The sequence below is a fragment of the Rhizobium leguminosarum genome (assembly GCF_004123835.1).
GTDB lineage: Bacteria > Pseudomonadota > Alphaproteobacteria > Rhizobiales > Rhizobiaceae > Rhizobium > Rhizobium leguminosarum_M.
Genome location: NZ_MZMU01000019.1, coordinates 153,716 through 173,397, shown reverse-complemented (window position 1 = coordinate 173,397; position 19,682 = coordinate 153,716). Strand labels below are relative to the sequence as shown.

Below are 19,682 nucleotides of genomic sequence, written 5' to 3'. Positions count from 1 at the left end.
CCACCCGATGAATTTTTCAGCCTGGTCCATCCGAAATCCCATCGCGCCGCTGCTGGCCTTCTGCCTGCTGGTGTTCATCGGCATGCAGTCCTTCAACACGCTGCCGATCACACGCTTTCCAAATATCGATGTGCCGCTCGTCTCGATCAGCGTGACGCAGAGCGGCGCTTCGCCGGCCGAACTCGAAATGCAGGTGACGAAGGAGATCGAAGACGCGGTCGCCTCCATCACCGGCATCGACGAAATCCAGTCGACGGTGACCGACGGCAGCTCGCAAACCAACGTCATGTTCCGGATGGAAGTGCCGACCGAACAGGCCGTACAGGACACCAAGGATGCGATCGACCGCATCCGCAGCGATCTTCCGGCGACGGCCGAAGCACCGATCGTCTCCAAGGTCGATGTCGAGGGACAGGCGATCCAGACCTTCGCCGTTTCCTCGCCCGCCATGTCGCTGGAAGAACTTTCCTGGTTCGTCGACGATACGATCAAGCGTTCGCTGCAGGGTCAGGCCGGCATCGGCCGTGTCGACCGTTACGGCGGCGCAGAGCGCGAAGTGCGCATCGAACTCACCCCTGACAAGCTCAATGCCTACGGCATCACCGCTGCGAGCGTGAACCAGCAGCTACGCGGCACCAACATCGACCTCGGCTCAGGCCGCGGCCAGGTGGCGGGCAGCGAACAGGCTATCCGTGTTCTCGGCGACGCCCGCAACGTCGCCGACCTCGCCAACACCACGATCGGCCTGCCGAACGGCCGCTTCGTCAAACTATCCGATCTCGGTGTCATCAAGGACACCTATGAGGAGCCGAAATCCTTCTCGCGCTTCAACGACACTCCGGTCGTTACCTTCGGCGTTTTCCGCTCCAAGGGCGCCAGCGAGGTCAGCGTCGCCGAAACCGTGGCGCAGAACCTCGACAAGGTGCGGGCCGAAAACCCCAATGTGAAGATCGAACTGATCGACGATTCGGTCTATTTCACCTACGGCAACTACGAAGCCGCCATTCATACGCTGCTCGAAGGCGCGCTGCTCGCCGTCATCGTCGTCTTCCTGTTCCTCAGGAACTGGCGCGCGACGCTGATTTCGGCAATCGCCCTACCCTTGTCCGCGATCCCGACCTTCTGGATCATGGACATGATGGGCTTCTCGCTGAACCTCGTCAGCTTCCTCGCCTTGACACTCGCGACCGGCATTCTCGTCGACGATGCGATCGTCGAAATCGAGAACATCGCCCGCCATATCAAGATGGGCAAGACCCCCTATCGGGCGGCGATCGAGGCGGCGGATGAAATCGGCCTTGCCGTCATCGCCACTACCTTCACCATCATCGCCGTCTTCGTGCCCGTTTCCTTCATGCCGGGGATTCCGGGCCAGTACTTCATCCAGTTCGGCCTGACCGTCGCCTTCTCTGTGTTCTTCTCGCTGATGGTGGCGCGCCTTATCACCCCGATGATGGCCGCCTATCTGATGCGCGCCGAAGACGCGATGGAAGACCATCACGACAATGACGGCCTGCTGATGCGCGGCTACACCCGTCTCATACGTGGCACGACCGGACGCTGGTACACGCGTTATGCGACGCTGATTGTCGCGTTCGCTTTCCTGGTCGGCTCCGTTTTGCTGCTGATGCAGGTTCCCGGCAGTTTCCTGCCGCCGGAAGATTCTTCACGCATCGTTCTCTCCGTCGAGCTGCCGCCCAATGCACGGCTTGACGATACCGAGAAGACGACGGATGCGATCTATGACAGGGTCAAGGACATCAATGGCGTCGAAAGCGTCTTCGTCCTCGGCGGCGCATCGCCGAAGGGCGATCTCGAACTGCGTCGTGCGACCATCACGCTGGCACTTGACAAGCTCGACCAATCGCTGGTCAAGAAGGTGGTCAACGACGTGCTCGGCGATATCCCGGTCGTCGGCCCGATGCTGCCGAAAGTGGAAGTCCACGGCCGTGAACGCCCGCAATGGGATATCGAAAAGGAAGTCTTCGCCAAGCTGCGCGACATTCCCGACGTCCGGATCCTGAAGCTCAATGACCGCGGAGAACGGGACCTCTCCTTCAACTTCCTCTCCAAAAACGACAAGGACCTGAACGACGCCGTCGGCATTCTGGAATCCAAGCTCCGCGCCGACCCGCTGCTTGCCAATGTCAGCGCCGACGGCTCCCTGCCCCGCCCGGAACTGCAGGTTCATCCGCGCATGGATGAAGCCGCTCGCCTCGGCATCACGCCGCAGCAGATCTCCGAGACGATCCGCGTCGCCACCATCGGCGATGTCGATGCCGCCCTTGCCAAGATCTCGCTCGACGATCGCCAGATCCCGATCCGGGTCCAGGCTGCGGTCGACATGCGTCGCGATCTCGCGGCCATCCGGACATTGAAGATCCAGACCGCCAGCGGCGGCACCGTTCCGCTCGCGAGCGTCGCCAATATCGACTATTCGGAAGGCGTAAGCTCGATCAAGCGCAACAACCGCTACCGCGTCGTCTCGATCGGTTCGGACCTGCCCCAGGGCGTCGCACTCGACACAGCGTCCGCCCGCTTCCGCGAGATCGTCAATGGGGCCAATATTCCGGCTTCCGTGCGACTTGCAGAAAGCGGCGACACCAAGGTGCAGACCGAGATGCAGCAGAGTTTCGTCAACGCCATGTTGATGGGCCTTCTGCTGGTGCTGACGGTGCTGATCCTGCTCTTCAAGGACGTGATCCAGCCCTTCACCATCCTGTTCTCGCTGCCGCTCGCCATCGGCGGTGTCGCGGCGGGCCTGATCCTCACCAGCAATCCGCTGTCGATGCCCGTCATGATCGGCATCCTGATGCTGATGGGTATCGTCACCAAGAACGCCATCCTGCTCGTCGATTTCGCAATCGAGATGCGCCACCAGGGCATGTCGCGCGTCGAGGCCATGGTCGAAGCCGGCCGCAAACGCGCCCGGCCTATCATCATGACCTCGATCGCCATGTCGGCAGGCATGCTGCCTTCCGCTCTCGGTGTCGGCGAAGGCGGCTCGTTCCGCGCGCCGATGGCGATCGCAGTGATCGGCGGCATCATCGTTTCGACCGTGCTCTCGCTCGTCGTCGTGCCCTCCTTCTTCCTGATCATGGACGACCTCTCCCGCCTGCTCGGCTGGGCTTTCGGCCGCCTGGTCGGCAGGAAGGACAATGAGGAGCTGCCCCTGTCGCGCGAGGATCTCACCCGCGTCACCCGAGAGAACCGCGACGACATCGACTCGCTGGAGGAGCGCCTGACCGCGATCGAAAAGCCGGAAAGCAAACGCAAGACCGCCAACGGCAACGACACCAACGTGCTGCGCCTGCCGCCCTTCGCGGCGGAATAAGCAAAACCCAGGAATTGAACGGGCCGGGAGCGATCTCCCGGCCCGTTTCGTTTTTGCTGTTCACTTCTGGCGATTGACCGAAATCAAACCCGCCGCCATCTCCTTCCCGTATTTTGCCCGGCATGCACATGGAATTGGAAAGACCGGCCATATCAGGAGACCGGGAGATGAACAGGACGCTGTCATTCAACCGCCACGAGGCCGTTGTGCTCGCCAAGGCCGAATTCATGGCCGGGCTCGACCACAACGAGGCTGAAGCCCTGCGCGCCTGCGCCACCGCTCTCCTCTGCGACCCGCACGACGTTCTCTTCGAGGAGGGCGACAAGGCGGCCTATTTCTATTGCGTGCTCAGCGGTTATGTCAGGCTCTATCGTCACAATGGCGACGGCAGACAGGCCGATATCCGCATCTGCGAGCCCGGCGACAGTTTCGCCGAATGCCTGATCCACGCCGACGAAACCTATCGCACCGGCGCGCAGGCGATGGATCATGCCGTGCTGGCGTGCTTCCACATTCCCGAGGTCCGGCTGTTGCTGGACGAGCGGCCGCGGATCGGCAAGGCGATCATGCGCAGCCTGTCGCTGCATCTGATCTCGACGATGGAATGCCTGGCAAGCGACCGCATGCAGACCGCGCCGCAGCGCCTGGCAAACTATCTGCTGACCCATTGCGTCGAGGACGGTGCGGCCGCTTCACTGCGGCTGCCCTTTCCGAAAAATCTGCTTGCCCGCAAGCTCGGTCTCGCGCCGGAGGCGCTTTCGCGCGCCTTCTCGACGCTGAAGACGAAAGGTGTCACGGTCCGCGGCCGGGCGATCGCCATCAGCGACATCACCGTGCTGCGGCAGATCTGACCGTCAGAGCATGATGCCGAAAGGCTCTGTTGCGCAAAACTGTGCAGCGGTTTCGTGACGCGGTTTAGAGCCCGCCCTGCTCCCTGAGGAAGCTGACGATCGAGCTGACGCCGTCGCCGCGCTTCATGTCGGAGAAGACGAAGGGGCGGCTCGCGCGCATGCGCGTCGCATCCCGGTCCATCACCTCGAGATCGGCGCCGACATAGGGCGCCAGATCCTTCTTGTTGATGACAAGCAGGTCCGATCGGGTGATGCCAGGCCCGCCTTTCCGCGGGATTTCCTCGCCCTGGCAGACGGAGATGACATAGATGGTGATATCGGCAAGATCGGGCGAAAAGGTCGCCGCCAGATTGTCGCCGCCGGATTCGATGAAGACGACGTCGAGATCGGGGATTCGCTGGTTGAGGCCGGCGATCGCCTGCAAATTGATCGTCGCATCCTCGCGAATGGCGGTATGCGGGCAGCCGCCTGTCTCGACGCCGACGATGCGGTCCGAAGTCAATGCCTGCATCCGTACCAGCGCCTCGGCATCCTCGGTCGTGTAGATATCGTTGGTGACGACGGCGACGGAATAGTCGTCGCGCATCGCCTTGCAGAGCTTTTCGGTCAGCGCCGTCTTGCCCGAGCCGACCGGCCCGCCAATGCCGACACGCAAAGGTCCGTTTCTTGATTTCATGTGCCTTACTCCAATCCAACCCCGATGATAACGAAGCCGCCCGCCTGCGCCACCGTCAAATGACTTAGAGCGCTTGCTTTTCTTCGAATCACGGAAGCGCTCTATCTCTTTGTTTTCACGCAATTCCGGACGCAAAACCGCTGCGCACTTTTGCTGGAATTGCTCTCGCCGCAGCGATATTTCGGACAATCACGAGCGGAACAGCCGCGTCGCCTGCGTCTCGTGGCGGAGGCTGGCAATATCGGCCTGCACCGTCGCTGAACCCAGATCGTCGAGCGTCGAGGCTGCCGCCCGCCGGGCGACCTCCGCGATATGGTCTTCCAGACCGGCAAGAACGGCGACGCCATCCCTTTGCCCGGCGACACCGAGGCGGATGCCCGATGAAACCGCTTGTGAGGCATAGGCGTGCAGGAAGGCGGCCAGCGCCTTCTCGGGCTCTATGCCATGGGCGCCAGTCACCGCCCCGACCGCAACGGGATAAGCGACCTTGTCAGGTAGCCGCTCGAACACCCCGTCCGGCCAGGCCCGCGCCGCTGCGAGAAAAGCCTCGCCGAGCAGCAACGTTTCCTGATGGCGCTCGCGTGATCCGGCAAGCGCCTCGGCGAGCGCGGCGATCTCGGCAAGGCGTACGGCTTCCACTTGGTGCCTGTGGCTTTCAGCCAGAAGCACCGCATCGTTCCAGACCGAACCGTTGCCGATCAGCGTGCCTGTCCAGGCCGCAAGCGAGGCCGCATCCGCAACGAGCCCGTCGGCAACCGCCCGCTCCAGCCCACCCGAATAGGCAAAGCTGCCGATCGGAAAGGCCGGTGAAAGCCATGCCGTCAGACGCAACAATGCCTGCAGCTCGCGATCCCTGGTCATCAAGGCTCAATCGTGCTTGTGGTCGTGATCATGACCGCGATCGTGGCGGTGCTCATGCTCATGCTCGTAACCATGTTCGTGATCATGGTCATGGCCGTGATCATGCCCGTGGTCGTGATTGTGATCGTGATCATGCCCATGCGAATGCCCGCCTTGGGAATGATAGGCGCCGCGCGCCGGCTGGAACGGCTCGTCGATCTCGAGGACGACGGCGCCGAGGCCCTGCAGCATGGTGCGAATAACATGATCGCGCAGGATGACGATGCGGTCTTCCTCGATCTGGGCCGCAAGATGCCGGTTGCCAAGATGCCAGGCGAGCTCGACCAGATGCGTGCGGTCGCGTCCGCGAACCTCGAAGAGCTTCTCGTCGGCGGCGAGGATCTCGATCAGTTCGCCGTCGTCGCGCACCAACAGGTCGCCATTGGCGAAAAGCACCGGATCCTTGAGATCGAGCATGACCATTTCGCCATTTTCCAGATGCAGCAGCTTGCGGCGCAGATGGCGCAGATCATGCGGCAGCTTGACCTGGGCGATCGGATGGGAGGAAGGGGTTCCGGCGGGAAGATAGGAGGTGACGCGCTGCATGATATGTCCGTTTTGCTGAGAGGACGACCATGCAAAATAGCTCTTCCCGATGCAAGCACCAATGGCCTTTCGTCTAAATCAAAAAATAGAGCATGATGTCGTCCGAAAACCGCAAACACTTTTCGGCATCATGCTCCAGGCCCGGCTTTTATATTCCGTAAGCCTGCATCACATTGTCGCTGTCCGGTCCTCTATTCTCGCCATCGACGCCGTTTTCGACGAGCCCGTGCCAGGCGTGATGCAGACCTTCCCGTTCATGTACGACGCGATTGCGCCCAAGCGCCTTGGCGAGATAGAGCGCCCGGTCGGCGGAGGCATAGACCGCCTGCTTGTTGCGCCCGGCGACCAGATCGGCAACGCCGCCGGAAACAGTGATGCGGATATCGTGCCCCTCAGCCCTGATGGCGCCGCCGGCGATCCGGGCTCGGACGCTTTCGATGCGCTCCATCCGCGCCTCCAGCGGCTCCCCGGAGACGATGACACCGAACTCCTCCCCACCCAGCCGTGCGACGACGGACATCTCATCGAAGGCGGATGTGAGCATGCCCGAAACGGCGACGATAACGGTATCGCCGCAGCCATGGCCGAAACGGTCGTTGATCGCCTTGAAACGGTCGACGTCAAAAATGACCAGGGACGCGTTTCCATCGGTATTCTCAAGCGCCTCGGTAAAGGCGCGCCGGTTGAGCAGCCCGGAAAGCGTATCCGTGCGGCTGAGCTTTTCGAACTCCGCCCGCGAGAGCGCGAGGTCGCGCATGGCAAAGCCGGCAAACAGCGACAGCATGCCGGAAACGGTACCGCCGATCAGCCAGGAAAAGATCGCGCTGAAGCCGATTGCATGGGCGAGCGTCACCGGCAGGAGCCCGAGAAGATCGAGCGACGGCATCGTCAATGCGATAATGACTCCTGAAAGAATAACGGCAAGAAAAGCCATCTTCAAGGCGAAGACATAGACGTTCCTGCGGTATTGAAGATCGCCGAAATCGGCCTGCAGCGAAATCCAGTTCCTCATGAGAATCAACCTTCCTGCTCGGCGTTTCCAGGCATTGATAAGAGCCCAATTGCTGTGGGTGTCTTAATTGACTCGTTAAAATTCGAACGGTTTCGGACGTTTCGGCGGACAGAATTTTTCTAGCAGGGGATGCAGCTTTCCAATCCCTGAATCGAACAGAGCGGAGAGACAGCTAAACATTTGATATAAAAGGGATTTATCAAGCTTTACGATGCGGCTGTTCCAGAATGGCTTAGCTTCAGAAAATACCGGTTTTTCCACCGATTTTTACAACCACATGGAGAGCGCTATTCACAATTCACTTTAAGAGCGGACTGGCCCGACAGCCGCTTCAATTGTAGACAGAAACAGACAATCGCAATGCTTGTGGAAGCGGGTTCCATATGCCGGTTCGAAGCCCAGCCGAGCGCAGGGCAGCGGCAGTCCAGGTGTTGCAGCCGAAGAGGGCGTTGAAGTATCCCCTGGCCTCGAAGAACCGGTCGATCTCGCCGTAACCCGCATCCGGAATCGGCACCACCGCGCCCCCGTCACGGACGAAGCTGTCCGAGATAAAATCGCGCAGCTGCGCCAATTGATCCTCACTGACATTGAATGCCGTAACGGTGGGTTGCGGCTCGGTGATAGGACCGGCAAGGTCCACATGCAGCACTGAACGGTCGATCGTCAGCGCGCGCAACACCGGCAACGGCTTCAGCTCCGCCCATGTGGGCGTTTCCAGATAGAAGGCACGACCGCCCCAGCCGATAATGAGCCACTCCGCGTTCGGATGGCCGAGCGGAAAATCGGTATCGTCGAGGAAGGAAAAGGCAGCCCGCGTTTCCGCGTCGAGCGGAATGGCAATATCGGTATGGATCGGGCCTGACAGCAGCAGAATCCGATGCGTCACCGCCGCAGATGACGCCTTGACCGGGGCAATCAATGGCCGGGGAATGAAGGTTCCGCAAGCCACCGAGAGCACAAGCAGGAATACGATCCGCAGCAACCAGCGGATACCTGTCCTCATCGCAGCCGTCCGTCACACATCCGACGTGGGCCTAGAACAGGAAATAGCGCTGCGCCATCGGCAGCACCGTCGCCGGCTCGCAAGTCAGCAGCTCACCGTTCGCCCTGACCTCGTAGGTCTCGGGATCAACCTCGATCTCGGGTGTCAGGTCGTTGTGGATCATCGACGCCTTGGAGATACCGCCGCGCGTATTCTTCACCGCGACCAGTTCCTTGGCGACGCCGAGCCGGCCCTTCAGGCCGGCATCGAGCGCGGCCTGGCTGACGAAGGTAACGGAGGAATTGGTGAGGCTCTTGCCGTAGGAGGCAAACATCGGCCGGTAATGTACCGGTTGCGGCGTCGGGATCGAGGCGTTCGGATCGCCCATCGGGGCGGCCGCGATCGAGCCACCGAGCAGCACCATATCGGGCTTCACGCCGAAGAAGGCTGGATTCCACAGCACGAGGTCGGCGCGCTTGCCGACTTCGACCGAGCCGATCTCACGGCTGAGACCATGGGCGATCGCCGGGTTGATCGTATATTTGGCAATATAGCGGCGGACACGGAAATTGTCGTTGTCGCCCTTTTCCTCCTTCAGCCGGCCGCGCTGGCGCTTCATCTTGTCGGCCGTCTGCCAGGTGCGGATCGCCACCTCGCCGACACGGCCCATGGCCTGGCTATCGGACGAGATGATCGAGAAAGCGCCGATATCGTGCAGGATGTCTTCCGCCGCGATCGTCTCCTTGCGGATCCGGCTTTCGGCAAAAGCGATATCCTCAGGGATCGACGGCGACAAATGGTGGCAGACCATCAGCATGTCGAGATGCTCGGCGATGGTATTGACCGTATAGGGACGCGTCGGATTGGTCGACGACGGAATGACGTTCGGCTGGCCGCAGATCTTGATGATGTCAGGCGCATGCCCGCCGCCGGCTCCTTCCGTGTGGAAGGCATGGATGGTGCGGCCCTTGATGGCGCCGATCGTATCCTCGACGAAGCCGCTTTCGTTCAGCGTATCGGTGTGGATCATCACCTGCACGTCGTATTCGTCGGCAACCGATAGGCAGCAGTCGATGGCGCCTGGTGTTGTGCCCCAATCCTCGTGCAGCTTCAGAGAGGTGGCGCCGGCCAGCACCATTTCGGTCAGCGCGCCCGGCAGCGAGGCATTGCCCTTGCCGGCAAAGGCGAGGTTCATCGGAAAGGCGTCGGCCGCTTCGATCATGCGCGCGAGATGCCAGGGACCGGGCGTGCAGGTGGTGGCGAGCGTGCCGTGTGCAGGACCGGTGCCGCCGCCAAGCATGCAGGTCATGCCGCTCATCAGCGCTTCCTCGATCTGCTGTGGCGCGATGAAATGGATATGGCTGTCCATGCCGCCAGCGGTGACGATCTTGCCTTCAGCGGCGATCGCCTCCGTGCCGGGGCCGACAATGATGTTGACACCCGGCTGCATGTCGGGATTACCGGCCTTGCCGATCGCAACGATGCGCCCGTCCTTGAGGCCGATATCGGCTTTGTAGATGCCCGAATGATCGACGATCACCGCATTGGTGATGACCGTATCGACCGCGCCATCGGCCCGCGTCACCTGGCTTTGGCCCATGCCGTCGCGGATCACCTTGCCGCCGCCGAACTTCACCTCCTCGCCATAGGTGGTGAAATCCTTCTCGATCTCGATGAAAAGCTCCGTATCGGCAAGGCGCACCTTGTCTCCAGTGGTCGGTCCGAACATGCCGGCATAGGCGGCGCGCGAGATCTTGTAGGGCATATTCTGGTTCTACCTCTGGAGTTCCGAAAAATTGGGAGATTTCGATGCGGCCCTGTCGAAAGTCAGGGTAGTGCGGCAACCGTTTCGCTTGTTGATTTCGCCGATCAGATGGTCAGAAAAATCGCCCGGATATGCGATGAAGCTGCTCAACGATGCCTCCACGGTCGCAGCGTCCTGGACCATTACATTTGACATGTGCAGCAGCCTTGTCATGACCCCGGCAATGATCTCCTTGCTGTATTTCAGCTGCTGCCGAAGTACCCAGATCGTCTCGACAACAACCACATGATTGACGAAGAACGGTTCGCGGTTCCCCACAACGGCATCGCGAACCAGGGCGAACTGGTCCGGCGTGTGGTCCCCCTCGGAAAGATCGGTGAGAAAGATCCTGAGCAGGATATTCGTATCAATCCCCAGCATTCCACGATCCCGTCGCCATTGCACCGCGCGCCTCGGCGATCCATTTTTCAATGTCATCGCCCGAAACCGGTTCGTCGCTCTTCAGAACTCCTATCAAGTCGGCAAGACTTTCTCTCAGCACACGAACCTCGAAAACGCCGTCGGAATTCGCGACGAAATCGATCCGGTCGCCGGCATGAATGTCCAACGACTTGCGCAACCCTGCAGGCAGCGTGATCTGATTTTTGGATGTGACCTTTGCCGATGTCGCCATAACAGGTCTCCTTACCTTTTGTTAAAAATGTAAGGCGTTTTGCCGGATGCCGCAATGTCTGTCCCAAGCCGCCGAAGCCGTCCCTCGTCGATATACCGGTCCACCAGCTGCCGCTCGGCGGCGAACGGATGCCATTCCCAGCCGACATGGCCGAAGCCAGCAAGCATCACCTCGGCCTCGTCATGTCTCTCCAGCACCTCGCCGATCACGATCATGCCGCTGCTCGGCACCACGTATGGCTGAGGATCAAAAGCCGAAATCGCTGCATCGACGGCATCGTGAATCGACTTGCCGATGACGACGTGCGTCTTGCCGGTGTCTGCGCAGAAGGCGCTGAACTCAGCGGTATAGTCGTCGCAGAAATCGTCGAGTTCCGGATGCGAGATGGCAAGCGGCTCCCGCATCGCGGCGAATTTTTCCGGGTCGCGCACGCTCCAGATTTCGCCGGCCGACACGACGCCCGGATGGGCGCGCCACTCACGCGAACCAAGCATCGCCTTTGCCGGCCTGCCGGTGTTGCAGACCGCGACGGCATCCGTGCGGCTGCCGCCGGCGCCATAGGAGCGGCAATCATTGAAGCGGATGACAATATCGGCGGCATCGATGATGCCAGCCCCGCCCTCCTCAATGTCGCCATTGCCGACGATCATGATTTTCCTGATCACCCTAGTTGCTCATCGTATCTTCGAGCTCTTTCAGCTCTTTCGTGCGTTTGTCCGTAATGTTGGCGAGACACCCGGCGACCAGCATCGGCTCCATCGTGCCGCCACGGGCCTGAAATCCAAAGGCGTCGCATTCGGCGTCGCGATAGTCGATCCAGGCGCGCTGCGCCTTGACCAGCGCCTGCTCCGCGCCCTTCATATCGCCATCCAGGTCCTTGTCGATCGCCGCCAGGGCGGCGCGCGTCTTCTTATATTGCGTATTCAGCGCCTTGTCGGCAGTCTCGTGGCGCGCCGCCTCGCAGCCAGTCATGTCCGATTGCGTCTTGGGATTGTTGCAATCGATATCCTGAGCAGAGGCAGCACCTGCCGTCAGCAGCATCGCCGCCCCGACGAGGCAGATATTCAAGCGCATGCACTTCTCCCGAATTTTGTTCTTAAAGCTTGCCCATCACCAGCTGACGGAAACCGTAGACCTCGCGCTTGCCGGAAAGCGGGATCAGCGTCACCAAGCGAGTCTGCCCCGGCTCGAAGCGCACCGCCGTCCCCGCCGGGATATCGAGCCGCTTGCCATGAGCCGCCGCGCGGTCGAAGGAAAGCCCGGCATTGGTCTCGGCGAAGTGATAATGGCTGCCGACCTGCACCGGCCGGTCGCCGGTGTTGGAAACCTCCAGCGTCACCGTCGGCGCACCGGCATTCAGTTCGATGTCGCCGCTTGCGGTCATGATCTCGCCCGGAATCATCTCATTCTCCTTAAGCCGCCTTGGGCGCGCAGCCCTCGGCCTTCAGCACACGTTTCGTCGACCCCGGATTTTTGGCGAGCATCGCTGCCGGCCGGATCGGCCTGGCGACGAGATTGCCACCGCAATTCGGGCAGACACCCTTCAGCACGCCGTCCACACAATCGGCGCAGAAGGTGCATTCATAGGTACAGATCCGTGCTTCTGCGCTGTCAGGCGGCAGATCCTTGTCGCAGCATTCGCAATTGGGCCTCAGCTCCAGCATATCAAGCCCTCACCGGATCGGTTCGTGCACGGTGACGAGCTTGGTCCCATCGGGGAATGTCGCCTCCACCTGCACGTCGTGGATCATCTCGGCAATGCCTTCCATCACCTGGGAGCGGCCGATCACATGGGCGCCGGCTTCCATCAGCTCGGCAACCGGGCGGCCGTCGCGAGCACCTTCGACGACGAAATCGCTGATCAGCGCGATCGCTTCGGGATAGTTCAGCTTGACGCCGCGCTCCAGCCGCCGCCGCGCCACCATCGCCGCCATGGAAATCAACAGCTTGTCTTTTTCTCTCGGAGTGAGGTTCATCGCTTGTCCATCTGCTTGACCGAATGCTTAAGTTCATAGATTCCAGACTTTCGGCACAGGCGCACCATTGCGCAAGGCGGAAATGACGGGGATCAGGATTTTTCTGAGTGAGAAGCCGTCGGCTGCGGCAAGGCGGACGACGAGTTTGCCATTCCAAGCGCTCGCACCGCCCATCGATCCTTCGACGAGCGGCCGGACTTTGCCAAGATAGGCTTCTGAAAGCGGCCCGGCATAAAGCAGCGTCGCAAAGGCCACCTGCCCGCCGAGCACGGCCTGCCGCGCCGCGAGTGCCGCCACGCCTTCGGAAAGTCTGAGTTCCTCGGCATGGATCAGTTGACCCGACCGGCGGATGCGCCAGCGGTCGTGGAACAGCCCTGATACCACCGTCTCACCCATCGCCTTGCGGCCGAGCAACACGGCTTCGACGGCGAGAAATTCGGCATCCTCGTCGAGATCGACATCCAGCCGGCGGAACAGCGAGGCGCGGTCGAAAAGGATCGTCTCCTGCGGCAGCCAGTCCACACGGGCGCCGGCGCCGACCTCGATGCTGGTCGAAACCTCCGCCGTGCCGGCCGAAGCCTTGTAGATCTTCTCGCAAGCCTGGGTGGTGACGTCGATGCGCGTACCGGCGCCGGCAACGACGCTCCAGGCCATGCGGTCACCGCCCGTCAGCCCGCCAGCGGTGTTGATGATGACGGCTTCCATCGAAGCATCGAATGTATCGGGCAGGCGGATCTTCGCTGCCCCCTCCTGATAGAGCTCACGGATGCGCGTGCGGCCATCGAACAGCTTTGCCGCCAGATGCCCACGCCCTTCCGCTCTTTGCGGTCTCGTGCCTGCCGCCGCGATCGTCATATCGTCCCTTTCGGTCGCGCCCCTGGTTTTCATTCAAGCGCGCGGATAGCGGAAAGCAAGCAATTCCTATGCCGCCCCGAGCAGACCCTTGGCGGCGGCGGAAGGTTTTCCAGGCGCCGCACCCTCTGCTGCAAAATGCGGCATCTGCCAGTTAGACAGTCAGACAGTCAGGTGGCGGCGGGCCTCCGGCGTATCCAGCGTCTCGGCAAGCCCTTCATGCACGATTTCGCCGCGGTCCATGATGTAGACATAGTCGGCCAGCTCGCGGCAGAAATCGAGATACTGCTCGACGAGCAGGATCGCCATGCCTGTGGAGTCACGCAGGTAGCGGATCGCCCGGCCGATATCCTTGATGATCGATGGCTGAATGCCCTCGGTCGGCTCGTCGAGCACGAGAATCCTCGGCCGTGTCACCATGGCGCGCCCGATCGCCAGCTGCTGCTGCTGCCCGCCGGAAAGATCGCCGCCGCGACGCGACAACATCGACTTCAGCACCGGGAAGAGACTGAAGATGTCATCGGGGATGTTGCGGTCGCGGCGGCCAAGCGGAGCAAAGCCGGTTTCGAGATTTTCCTTGACGGTGAGCAGCGGGAAGATTTCGCGCCCCTGCGGCACATAGCCGATGCCCTGCTTGGCGCGGGCAAAGGGCGGCAGACCGTTGAGCTTGGTATCGTTGAAGGTGACGGTACCGGCCGACAGCGGATGCTGGCCGGTAACGGCGCGCAGAAGAGAACTCTTCCCCACGCCGTTACGCCCCAGCACGCAGGTGATCTTGCCCATCTCCGCTTTGATCGAGATGCCGCGCAGCGCCTGAGCGGCGCCATAATGCAGGTTTGCGTTTTCGACTGTCAGCATGATGCGACATCCTTGTTTGTCGTGCCTGCGATGCGAGCACCCTCTTCTCCCCCGCGGGGAGAAGTGCCGAGCGCAGCGAGGCGATGAGGGGGGTGAGGAGCAACCGCGACGAGCACCTTGAGCGAAGGCAAAAGGTTATCAGCGGTGTGCCGTGCGGCCCCCTCATCCGACCCTTCGGGCCACCTTCTCCCCGTTGGGGAGAAGAGGGAATATGTCGCTCCCCTTTCGGACCAATCCAGAAACATCGACCGCATCATCACCGCCCCAGATAGTTCTCGATGACCTTCGGATCCGAACTCACAAAATCGATCGATCCCTCTGCCAGCACCGATCCCTCAGCAAGGCAGGTCACCTTGACGCCGAGGTCTCGGATGAAGCCCATGTCGTGTTCGACGACGACGACAGACCGGGTTTTGGCGATATCCTTGAGCAGGATCGCAGTTTCCGCCGTCTCCGCATCGGTCATGCCGGCCACCGGTTCGTCGACGAGCAGGAGCTTCGGCTCCTGCGCCAATAACATGCCGATCTCCAGCCATTGCTTCTGCCCATGCGAGAGATTGGCGGCGAATTCGTCGCGGCGATGCGTCAACCGCACCGTTTCGAGGATCTCCTCGATGCGCGCCTTGTCCTCGCCCGAAAGCCGGTAGAACAGCGTCGAGAACACGCCGCGACGACGGTTCAGCGCCAGCTCCAGATTGTCCCAGACCGTATGGCTTTCGAAGACCGTCGGCTTCTGGAACTTGCGGCCGATGCCGAGCTGGGCGATATCGGCCTCGTCCTTCTTGGTGAGATCGATCGTGCCGTTGAAGAAGACCTCGCCCTCGTCGGGCCTGGTCTTGCCGGTGATGATATCCATCATCGTCGTCTTGCCGGCGCCGTTCGGGCCGATGATGGCGCGAAGCTCGCCGGGTTCTATGACGATCGACAGCGAATTCAGCGCCTTGAAGCCATCGAAGGAAACCGAGACGCCGTTGAGATAAAGCACGCTGGTGGGTTTGACGTCGGGGATCATGGCGCTCACTCCGCTGCCTGGATTTTCGGCTCGATACCGTCTTCCTCAGCCGCCGGTGGTGCCGCCTTGGAGACGACCTTCCGCTTGCCGAGATATTGCGCAATCGTGCCGACGACACCCTTGGGCAGAAACAGCGTGACGGCAACGAAGAGGCCGCCGAGCGCAAACAGCCAGAACTCCGGGAAGAGGCCGGTGAAGATCGTCTTGCCGCCGTTGACGAGGATCGCGCCGATGATCGGGCCGATCAGCGTCGCCCGCCCGCCCACCGCTGTCCAGATGACGACTTCGATCGAATTGGCAGGCGCGAATTCGCCGGGATTGATAATGCCGACCTGCGGCACGTAGAGCGCACCGGCAATACCAGCCATCATCGCCGAGACGACGAAGGTGAAGAGCTTGAAGTGCTCGACGCGGTAACCGAGGAAGCGCGTGCGGCTTTCGGCATCGCGCACGCCGACCAGCACCTTGCCGAACTTCGAGCGCACGATCGCCGAGGCGAGCAGCAGCGATAGAGCAAGGAAGATCGCAGTTGCCGCAAAGAGGACTGCACGCGTGCCGTCAGCCTGGACGTTGAAACCGATAATGTCCTTGAAATCGGTAAGGCCGTTATTGCCGCCGAAGCCCATGTCGTTGCGGAAGAAGGCCAGCAGCAGCGCGTAGGTCATCGCCTGGGTGATGATCGAGAGATAGACGCCGTTGACGCGTGAGCGGAAGGCAAACCAGCCGAAGATGAAGGCGAGCAGGCCGGGCACGACGAGCACCATCAGCGCCGCAAACCAGAAATGGTTGAAGCCGTACCAGAACCAGGGCAGATCCCTCCAGTTCAGGAACACCATGAAGTCGGGCAGGATCGGGTCTCCGTAGCTGCCGCGCGTACCGATCTGGCGCATCAGATACATGCCCATCGCATAGCCGCCGAGCGCAAAGAAGGCACCGTGGCCGAGGGAGAGGATGCCGCAGAAGCCCCAGACGAGATCAAGCGCCAGCGCCAGCAGCGCATAGGTCAGATACTTGCCGAACAGCGACATGATATAAGTCGGCACGTGCAGCGGATGGGTCGGCCCCGTCATCAGGTTCAGGACCGGCACAAGGACCGCGACCAGAAGCAGGAGGGCGATGGCAATGACGATCTTGCGATCGAGTGATCGGAGAAGGAAGGCCGTTATCATGCTTCCACCGCCCTTCCTTTGAGTGCGAAGAGCCCGCGCGGACGCTTCTGGATGAAGAGAATGATGAGAACGAGCACCAGGATCTTGCCGAGCACGGCACCGGCGAAGGGCTCGAGGAACTTGTTGACGACGCCGAGCGACAGAGCGCCGACCAGCGTACCCCAGAGATTGCCGACACCGCCGAAGACGACGACCATGAAGCTGTCGATGATGTAGGATTGACCGAGGTTCGGCGAGACATTGTCGATCTGGCTGAGCGCCACGCCGGCGATGCCGGCAATACCCGAGCCGAGCGCGAAGGTGAAGGCATCGACCCAACCGGTGCGGATGCCCATTGACGACGCCATGCGACGGTTCTGCGTAACGGCACGCATCTGCAGGCCGAAGGCGGACCGCTTGAGCAGCAGGAGCAGCGCCACGAAGACGACCATCGAAAAGACGATGATCCACAGTCGGTTCCAGGTGATGGAGAGCCCGCCGAGATCGAAGACGCCGGACATCCAGCTCGGGTTGCGGACCTCGCGGTTGGTCGGGCCGAAGATGCTGCGCACCGCCTGCTGCAGGATGAGCGACACGCCCCAGGTGGCGAGCAGCGTTTCGAGCGGCCGGCCGTAGAGAAAGCGGATGACGGCGCGCTCGATCACCAGACCGACGAAGCCGGTAAAGACGAAGGCCGCAGGCACGGCAAAGGCCAGCGAATAATCGGCAAGTTCAGGAAAGGCGGAGGTAATGTATTCCTGCACCACATAGGTGGTGTAGGCGCCGATCATCACCATTTCGCCATGCGCCATGTTGATGACGCCCATGACGCCGAAGGTGATGGCAAGGCCGATCGCGGCAAGCAGCAGTACCGAGCCGAGAGACAATCCGTACCAGATGTTCTGGACGATATCCCACAGCGCCAGGCTGCGATTGATGGAGCTGATATCCGCCTGGATCGCCGGCTTCAGGTCGTCAGGCGCGGTTTCGAGTGTGGCCGTGAGGATGGTCAGCGCATCGCGATTGCCGCGCGCCGCGATCGTATCGATCGCAGCCTTCTTGTCTTCGACGCTCGCATCCGTCTTGAGCAGCAGCACTGCGCGCGCCGCTTCCATCGTATTCTTGATCTCAGCGTCCTTTTCGGCCGCAAGCGCCGAGTTCAGCAGGTCGAGATTGGCGGGATCGGCATCTTTCAGCAAGCCCTGCGCCGCGGCAAGCCGCGCGGAACGGTCCGGGCTCATCAGCGTCAACTGGCTGCTGGCGGCGCTGATGACGCCGCGAAGCGCGTTGTTGATCTTGACCTTCGTCATCAGATCCGGATCGACATCGGCAGCGGCTTCGCCGGTGATCGGATCGGAATAGGTCGGTTCGTCATCGGTACCGCCCTGGAGGAGAACCGGGCCGCCATCGGAATTGACGTAGAGAAGGCCGTCGCTCAACTGCTGCAGGATCTGGCTGACATGCGGATCCTTGGAAGCGACCAGCGCCTTGATGGCCACTTCGCGTTCCGGGAAATCGCCGACGCCGAGCGCGTCGATAAGCACGTGGATATCGTCCTGGGCCTGGACTTCGCTCGAGATCATCACGCCCGAAAATGTCAGGCCCGAAAATGTCAGGCAAACCGTGATGAGGAAAATCTTTATGGCGCGATACATCGGCTTTCTCGCCCTTGATAGTGTTGGCCTCGCGGGGCAATCGCTGGGACGGAGCTTCCGCCCGGGATCAAACCCGGACGGAATCCTTCAGGCAATCATCGGATCGGGGTCGTACTCAGGAGCCCTTGCCACCGCACTTGCCCGTAGCAACGTTGAAGTTGCCGCAGGACATCGGCTTGCGCCAATCGGAGATCAGGTCCTTGGAATCGGGCAGGTAATCTGACCATTCGTCGCCGACGACGGCAGGTGTCTGCTGGACGATTTCGAACTGGCCGTCGGCCTGGATTTCACCGATCAGCACCGGCTTGGTGATGTGGTGGTTCGGCATGACGGTCGCATAACCGCCGGAGAGGTTCGGAACGCTGACGCCGATGATTGTGTCGAGAACCTTATCGGTATCGGTCGTGCCGGCAGCCTGGACGGCCTTGACCCATGCGTTGAAGCCGATATAGGCGGCTTCCATCGGGTCGTTCGTCACGCGCTTGTCGTTCTTGGTGAAAGCGTGCCATTCCTTGATGAACTTCTTGTTGGCCGGGCTTTCGACCGATTCGAAGTAGTTCCAGGCAGCGAGATGGCCGACGAGCGGCTTGGTGTCGAGGCCGGCAAGCTCTTCTTCGCCGACCGAGAAGGCGACGACGGGGATGTCGGTTGCCTTGATGCCCTTGTTGCCCAGTTCCTTGTAGAACGGAACGTTGGCATCGCCGTTGATCGTAGAGACGACGGCGGTCTTCTTGCCGGCCGAACCGAATTCCTTGATCTTGGAGACTTCGGTCTGCCAGTCGGAGAAGCCGAACGGCGTGTAGTTGGTCATGATGTCTTCTTTCGGAATACCCTTCGAAATCAGGTATGCCTCGAGAATCTTGTTGGTCGTGCGCGGATAAACGTAGTCCGTACCCTCGAGAACGAAGCGCTTGACGCCTTCTTTTTCCATCAGGTAGTCGACAGCAGGAATGGCCTGCTGGTTCGGAGCAGCACCGGTGTAGAAGATGTTGCGCGAGGACTCTTCGCCTTCATACTGGACCGGGTAGAAGAGGATCGAGTTGGTCTCTTCGAAAACCGGCAGAACGGACTTGCGCGACGAGGACGTCCAGCAACCGAAGACGGCGGCAACCTTGTCCTTCTGGATCAGCTCACGTGCCTTTTCGGCAAACAGCGGCCAGTCGGAAGCCGGGTCGACGACGACGGCCTCGAGCTTCTTGCCCAGAAGGCCGCCCTTCTTGTTCTGCTCGTCGATGAGCATCAGCATGGCGTCCTTGAGCGTGGTCTCGGAGATGGCCATGGTGCCGGAGAGCGAGTGCAGAATGCCGACCTTGATCGTGTCATCGGCGGCAACTGCACCGCCGAAGGCGGCCGACGCCGCCATGACGGCGCCGAGCGCTGCGCCCGTAATAGTGGATTTGAGATTCATCTGGTTGAACTCCCCTCTTCTTGTTCCGCAACAG

The 19,682-nt window shown here is 61.1% G+C and carries 21 protein-coding genes; 2 read left to right on the top strand and 19 right to left on the bottom strand.

Annotated features, from left to right (window positions below; translation table 11 throughout):
• The first annotated feature begins 7 nt into the window (after positions 1–7).
• Positions 8–3,334, top strand: a complete 3,327-nt coding sequence (locus tag B5P46_RS27680) for an efflux RND transporter permease subunit (RefSeq protein ID WP_129421521.1) — start codon at positions 8–10, stop codon at positions 3,332–3,334.
• Positions 3,335–3,501: 167 nt separating this feature from the next.
• Positions 3,502–4,185 (top strand): Crp/Fnr family transcriptional regulator, encoded by a 684-nt coding sequence (locus tag B5P46_RS27675; RefSeq protein WP_129421520.1) that lies wholly within the window; start codon positions 3,502–3,504, stop codon positions 4,183–4,185.
• A 64-nt stretch (positions 4,186–4,249) separates the two neighbouring features.
• Here the strand turns inward: B5P46_RS27675 and ureG are convergent, their stop codons facing one another.
• The 19 genes from ureG to urtA all read right to left on the bottom strand — a co-directional run bounded on the left by ureG (position 4,250) and on the right by urtA (position 19,648).
• Positions 4,250–4,861 (bottom strand): urease accessory protein UreG, encoded by a 612-nt coding sequence (gene ureG, locus B5P46_RS27670; protein ID WP_003542294.1) that lies wholly within the window; start codon positions 4,859–4,861, stop codon positions 4,250–4,252.
• A gap of 189 nt (positions 4,862–5,050) precedes the next feature.
• Positions 5,051–5,722 carry an urease accessory protein UreF gene (locus B5P46_RS27665; protein ID WP_129421519.1) on the bottom strand — a complete coding sequence of 224 codons (672 nt, stop codon included), beginning with the start codon at positions 5,720–5,722 and terminating at the stop codon, positions 5,051–5,053.
• 6 nt (positions 5,723–5,728) lie between these two features.
• The gene (ureE, locus tag B5P46_RS27660) at positions 5,729–6,307 is read right to left on the bottom strand and encodes an urease accessory protein UreE (RefSeq protein ID WP_129421518.1); all 579 of its coding nucleotides are present in this window, start codon (positions 6,305–6,307) and stop codon (positions 5,729–5,731) included.
• A gap of 148 nt (positions 6,308–6,455) precedes the next feature.
• Positions 6,456–7,319 (bottom strand): GGDEF domain-containing protein, encoded by an 864-nt coding sequence (locus B5P46_RS27655; RefSeq protein WP_129421517.1) that lies wholly within the window; start codon positions 7,317–7,319, stop codon positions 6,456–6,458.
• Between the two features lie 331 nt (positions 7,320–7,650).
• Complete coding sequence (locus B5P46_RS27650; protein WP_129421516.1) at positions 7,651–8,322, bottom strand: TIGR02117 family protein; 672 nt, start codon at positions 8,320–8,322, stop codon at positions 7,651–7,653.
• A 31-nt stretch (positions 8,323–8,353) separates the two neighbouring features.
• Entirely contained in the window at positions 8,354–10,066 is a 1,713-nt protein-coding gene (ureC, locus tag B5P46_RS27645; RefSeq protein ID WP_018493805.1) for an urease subunit alpha, read from the bottom strand.
• A 9-nt stretch (positions 10,067–10,075) separates the two neighbouring features.
• The gene (locus B5P46_RS27640; protein ID WP_164986558.1) at positions 10,076–10,486 is read right to left on the bottom strand and encodes a PIN domain-containing protein; all 411 of its coding nucleotides are present in this window, start codon (positions 10,484–10,486) and stop codon (positions 10,076–10,078) included.
• Positions 10,473–10,739, bottom strand: coding sequence for an AbrB/MazE/SpoVT family DNA-binding domain-containing protein (locus B5P46_RS27635; protein WP_033179990.1), 267 nt, complete (start codon positions 10,737–10,739; stop codon positions 10,473–10,475). The genes B5P46_RS27640 and B5P46_RS27635 overlap by 14 nt, the downstream gene beginning before the upstream one ends.
• Positions 10,740–10,750: 11 nt before the next feature.
• A complete protein-coding gene (locus tag B5P46_RS27630; RefSeq protein ID WP_129421676.1) occupies positions 10,751–11,389 on the bottom strand; it encodes a Urease operon accessory protein in 639 nt (212 codons plus the stop codon).
• A gap of 16 nt (positions 11,390–11,405) precedes the next feature.
• On the bottom strand, positions 11,406–11,813 hold the full coding sequence (locus tag B5P46_RS27625; protein ID WP_129421514.1) for a lysozyme inhibitor LprI family protein: 408 nt from the start codon (positions 11,811–11,813) through the stop codon (positions 11,406–11,408).
• Between the two features lie 22 nt (positions 11,814–11,835).
• On the bottom strand, positions 11,836–12,141 hold the full coding sequence (locus B5P46_RS27620; protein ID WP_129421513.1) for an urease subunit beta: 306 nt from the start codon (positions 12,139–12,141) through the stop codon (positions 11,836–11,838).
• A gap of 10 nt (positions 12,142–12,151) precedes the next feature.
• A complete protein-coding gene (locus tag B5P46_RS27615; protein ID WP_129421512.1) occupies positions 12,152–12,403 on the bottom strand; it encodes a DUF1272 domain-containing protein in 252 nt (83 codons plus the stop codon).
• 9 nt (positions 12,404–12,412) lie between these two features.
• On the bottom strand, positions 12,413–12,715 hold the full coding sequence (locus B5P46_RS27610; protein WP_003542318.1) for an urease subunit gamma: 303 nt from the start codon (positions 12,713–12,715) through the stop codon (positions 12,413–12,415).
• A 33-nt stretch (positions 12,716–12,748) separates the two neighbouring features.
• Positions 12,749–13,570: an urease accessory protein UreD gene (locus B5P46_RS27605; protein ID WP_129421675.1), complete on the bottom strand. Its 822-nt coding sequence runs from the start codon at positions 13,568–13,570 to the stop codon at positions 12,749–12,751.
• 159 nt (positions 13,571–13,729) lie between these two features.
• A complete protein-coding gene (gene urtE / locus B5P46_RS27600) occupies positions 13,730–14,425 on the bottom strand; it encodes an urea ABC transporter ATP-binding subunit UrtE (protein WP_003542323.1) in 696 nt (231 codons plus the stop codon).
• 256 nt (positions 14,426–14,681) lie between these two features.
• Positions 14,682–15,437, bottom strand: coding sequence for an urea ABC transporter ATP-binding protein UrtD (gene urtD / locus B5P46_RS27590; RefSeq protein WP_026158829.1), 756 nt, complete (start codon positions 15,435–15,437; stop codon positions 14,682–14,684).
• A gap of 5 nt (positions 15,438–15,442) precedes the next feature.
• The gene (gene urtC / locus B5P46_RS27585) at positions 15,443–16,606 is read right to left on the bottom strand and encodes an urea ABC transporter permease subunit UrtC (RefSeq protein ID WP_129421511.1); all 1,164 of its coding nucleotides are present in this window, start codon (positions 16,604–16,606) and stop codon (positions 15,443–15,445) included.
• Positions 16,603–18,240 carry an urea ABC transporter permease subunit UrtB gene (gene urtB, locus B5P46_RS27580; protein ID WP_129421510.1) on the bottom strand — a complete coding sequence of 546 codons (1,638 nt, stop codon included), beginning with the start codon at positions 18,238–18,240 and terminating at the stop codon, positions 16,603–16,605. Before urtB ends, urtC begins: the two co-directional genes overlap by 4 nt.
• 115 nt (positions 18,241–18,355) lie before the next feature.
• Positions 18,356–19,648, bottom strand: coding sequence for an urea ABC transporter substrate-binding protein (urtA, locus tag B5P46_RS27575; protein ID WP_129421509.1), 1,293 nt, complete (start codon positions 19,646–19,648; stop codon positions 18,356–18,358).
• Positions 19,649–19,682: the final 34 nt, after the last annotated feature.

Coding starts and splice junctions, on each gene's coding strand:
- urtE (WP_003542323.1), bottom strand. CDS start 14,425: ATGCTGACAGTCGAAAACGCAAACCTGCATTATGGCGCCGCTCAGGCG.
- urtB (WP_129421510.1), bottom strand. CDS start 18,240: ATGTATCGCGCCATAAAGATTTTCCTCATCACGGTTTGCCTGACATTT.
- B5P46_RS27610 (WP_003542318.1), bottom strand. CDS start 12,715: ATGAACCTCACTCCGAGAGAAAAAGACAAGCTGTTGATTTCCATGGCG.
- B5P46_RS27630 (WP_129421676.1), bottom strand. CDS start 11,389: ATGATCGTCGGCAATGGCGACATTGAGGAGGGCGGGGCTGGCATCATC.
- B5P46_RS27620 (WP_129421513.1), bottom strand. CDS start 12,141: ATGATTCCGGGCGAGATCATGACCGCAAGCGGCGACATCGAACTGAAT.
- B5P46_RS27640 (WP_164986558.1), bottom strand. CDS start 10,486: ATGCTGGGGATTGATACGAATATCCTGCTCAGGATCTTTCTCACCGAT.
- ureE (WP_129421518.1), bottom strand. CDS start 6,307: ATGCAGCGCGTCACCTCCTATCTTCCCGCCGGAACCCCTTCCTCCCAT.
- ureC (WP_018493805.1), bottom strand. CDS start 10,066: ATGCCCTACAAGATCTCGCGCGCCGCCTATGCCGGCATGTTCGGACCG.
- B5P46_RS27625 (WP_129421514.1), bottom strand. CDS start 11,813: ATGCGCTTGAATATCTGCCTCGTCGGGGCGGCGATGCTGCTGACGGCA.
- urtA (WP_129421509.1), bottom strand. CDS start 19,648: ATGAATCTCAAATCCACTATTACGGGCGCAGCGCTCGGCGCCGTCATG.
- B5P46_RS27650 (WP_129421516.1), bottom strand. CDS start 8,322: ATGAGGACAGGTATCCGCTGGTTGCTGCGGATCGTATTCCTGCTTGTG.
- B5P46_RS27675 (WP_129421520.1), top strand. CDS start 3,502: ATGAACAGGACGCTGTCATTCAACCGCCACGAGGCCGTTGTGCTCGCC.
- urtD (WP_026158829.1), bottom strand. CDS start 15,437: ATGATCCCCGACGTCAAACCCACCAGCGTGCTTTATCTCAACGGCGTC.
- B5P46_RS27605 (WP_129421675.1), bottom strand. CDS start 13,570: ATGACGATCGCGGCGGCAGGCACGAGACCGCAAAGAGCGGAAGGGCGT.
- B5P46_RS27665 (WP_129421519.1), bottom strand. CDS start 5,722: ATGACCAGGGATCGCGAGCTGCAGGCATTGTTGCGTCTGACGGCATGG.
- B5P46_RS27635 (WP_033179990.1), bottom strand. CDS start 10,739: ATGGCGACATCGGCAAAGGTCACATCCAAAAATCAGATCACGCTGCCT.
- B5P46_RS27615 (WP_129421512.1), bottom strand. CDS start 12,403: ATGCTGGAGCTGAGGCCCAATTGCGAATGCTGCGACAAGGATCTGCCG.
- B5P46_RS27655 (WP_129421517.1), bottom strand. CDS start 7,319: ATGAGGAACTGGATTTCGCTGCAGGCCGATTTCGGCGATCTTCAATAC.
- ureG (WP_003542294.1), bottom strand. CDS start 4,861: ATGAAATCAAGAAACGGACCTTTGCGTGTCGGCATTGGCGGGCCGGTC.
- B5P46_RS27680 (WP_129421521.1), top strand. CDS start 8: ATGAATTTTTCAGCCTGGTCCATCCGAAATCCCATCGCGCCGCTGCTG.
- urtC (WP_129421511.1), bottom strand. CDS start 16,606: ATGATAACGGCCTTCCTTCTCCGATCACTCGATCGCAAGATCGTCATT.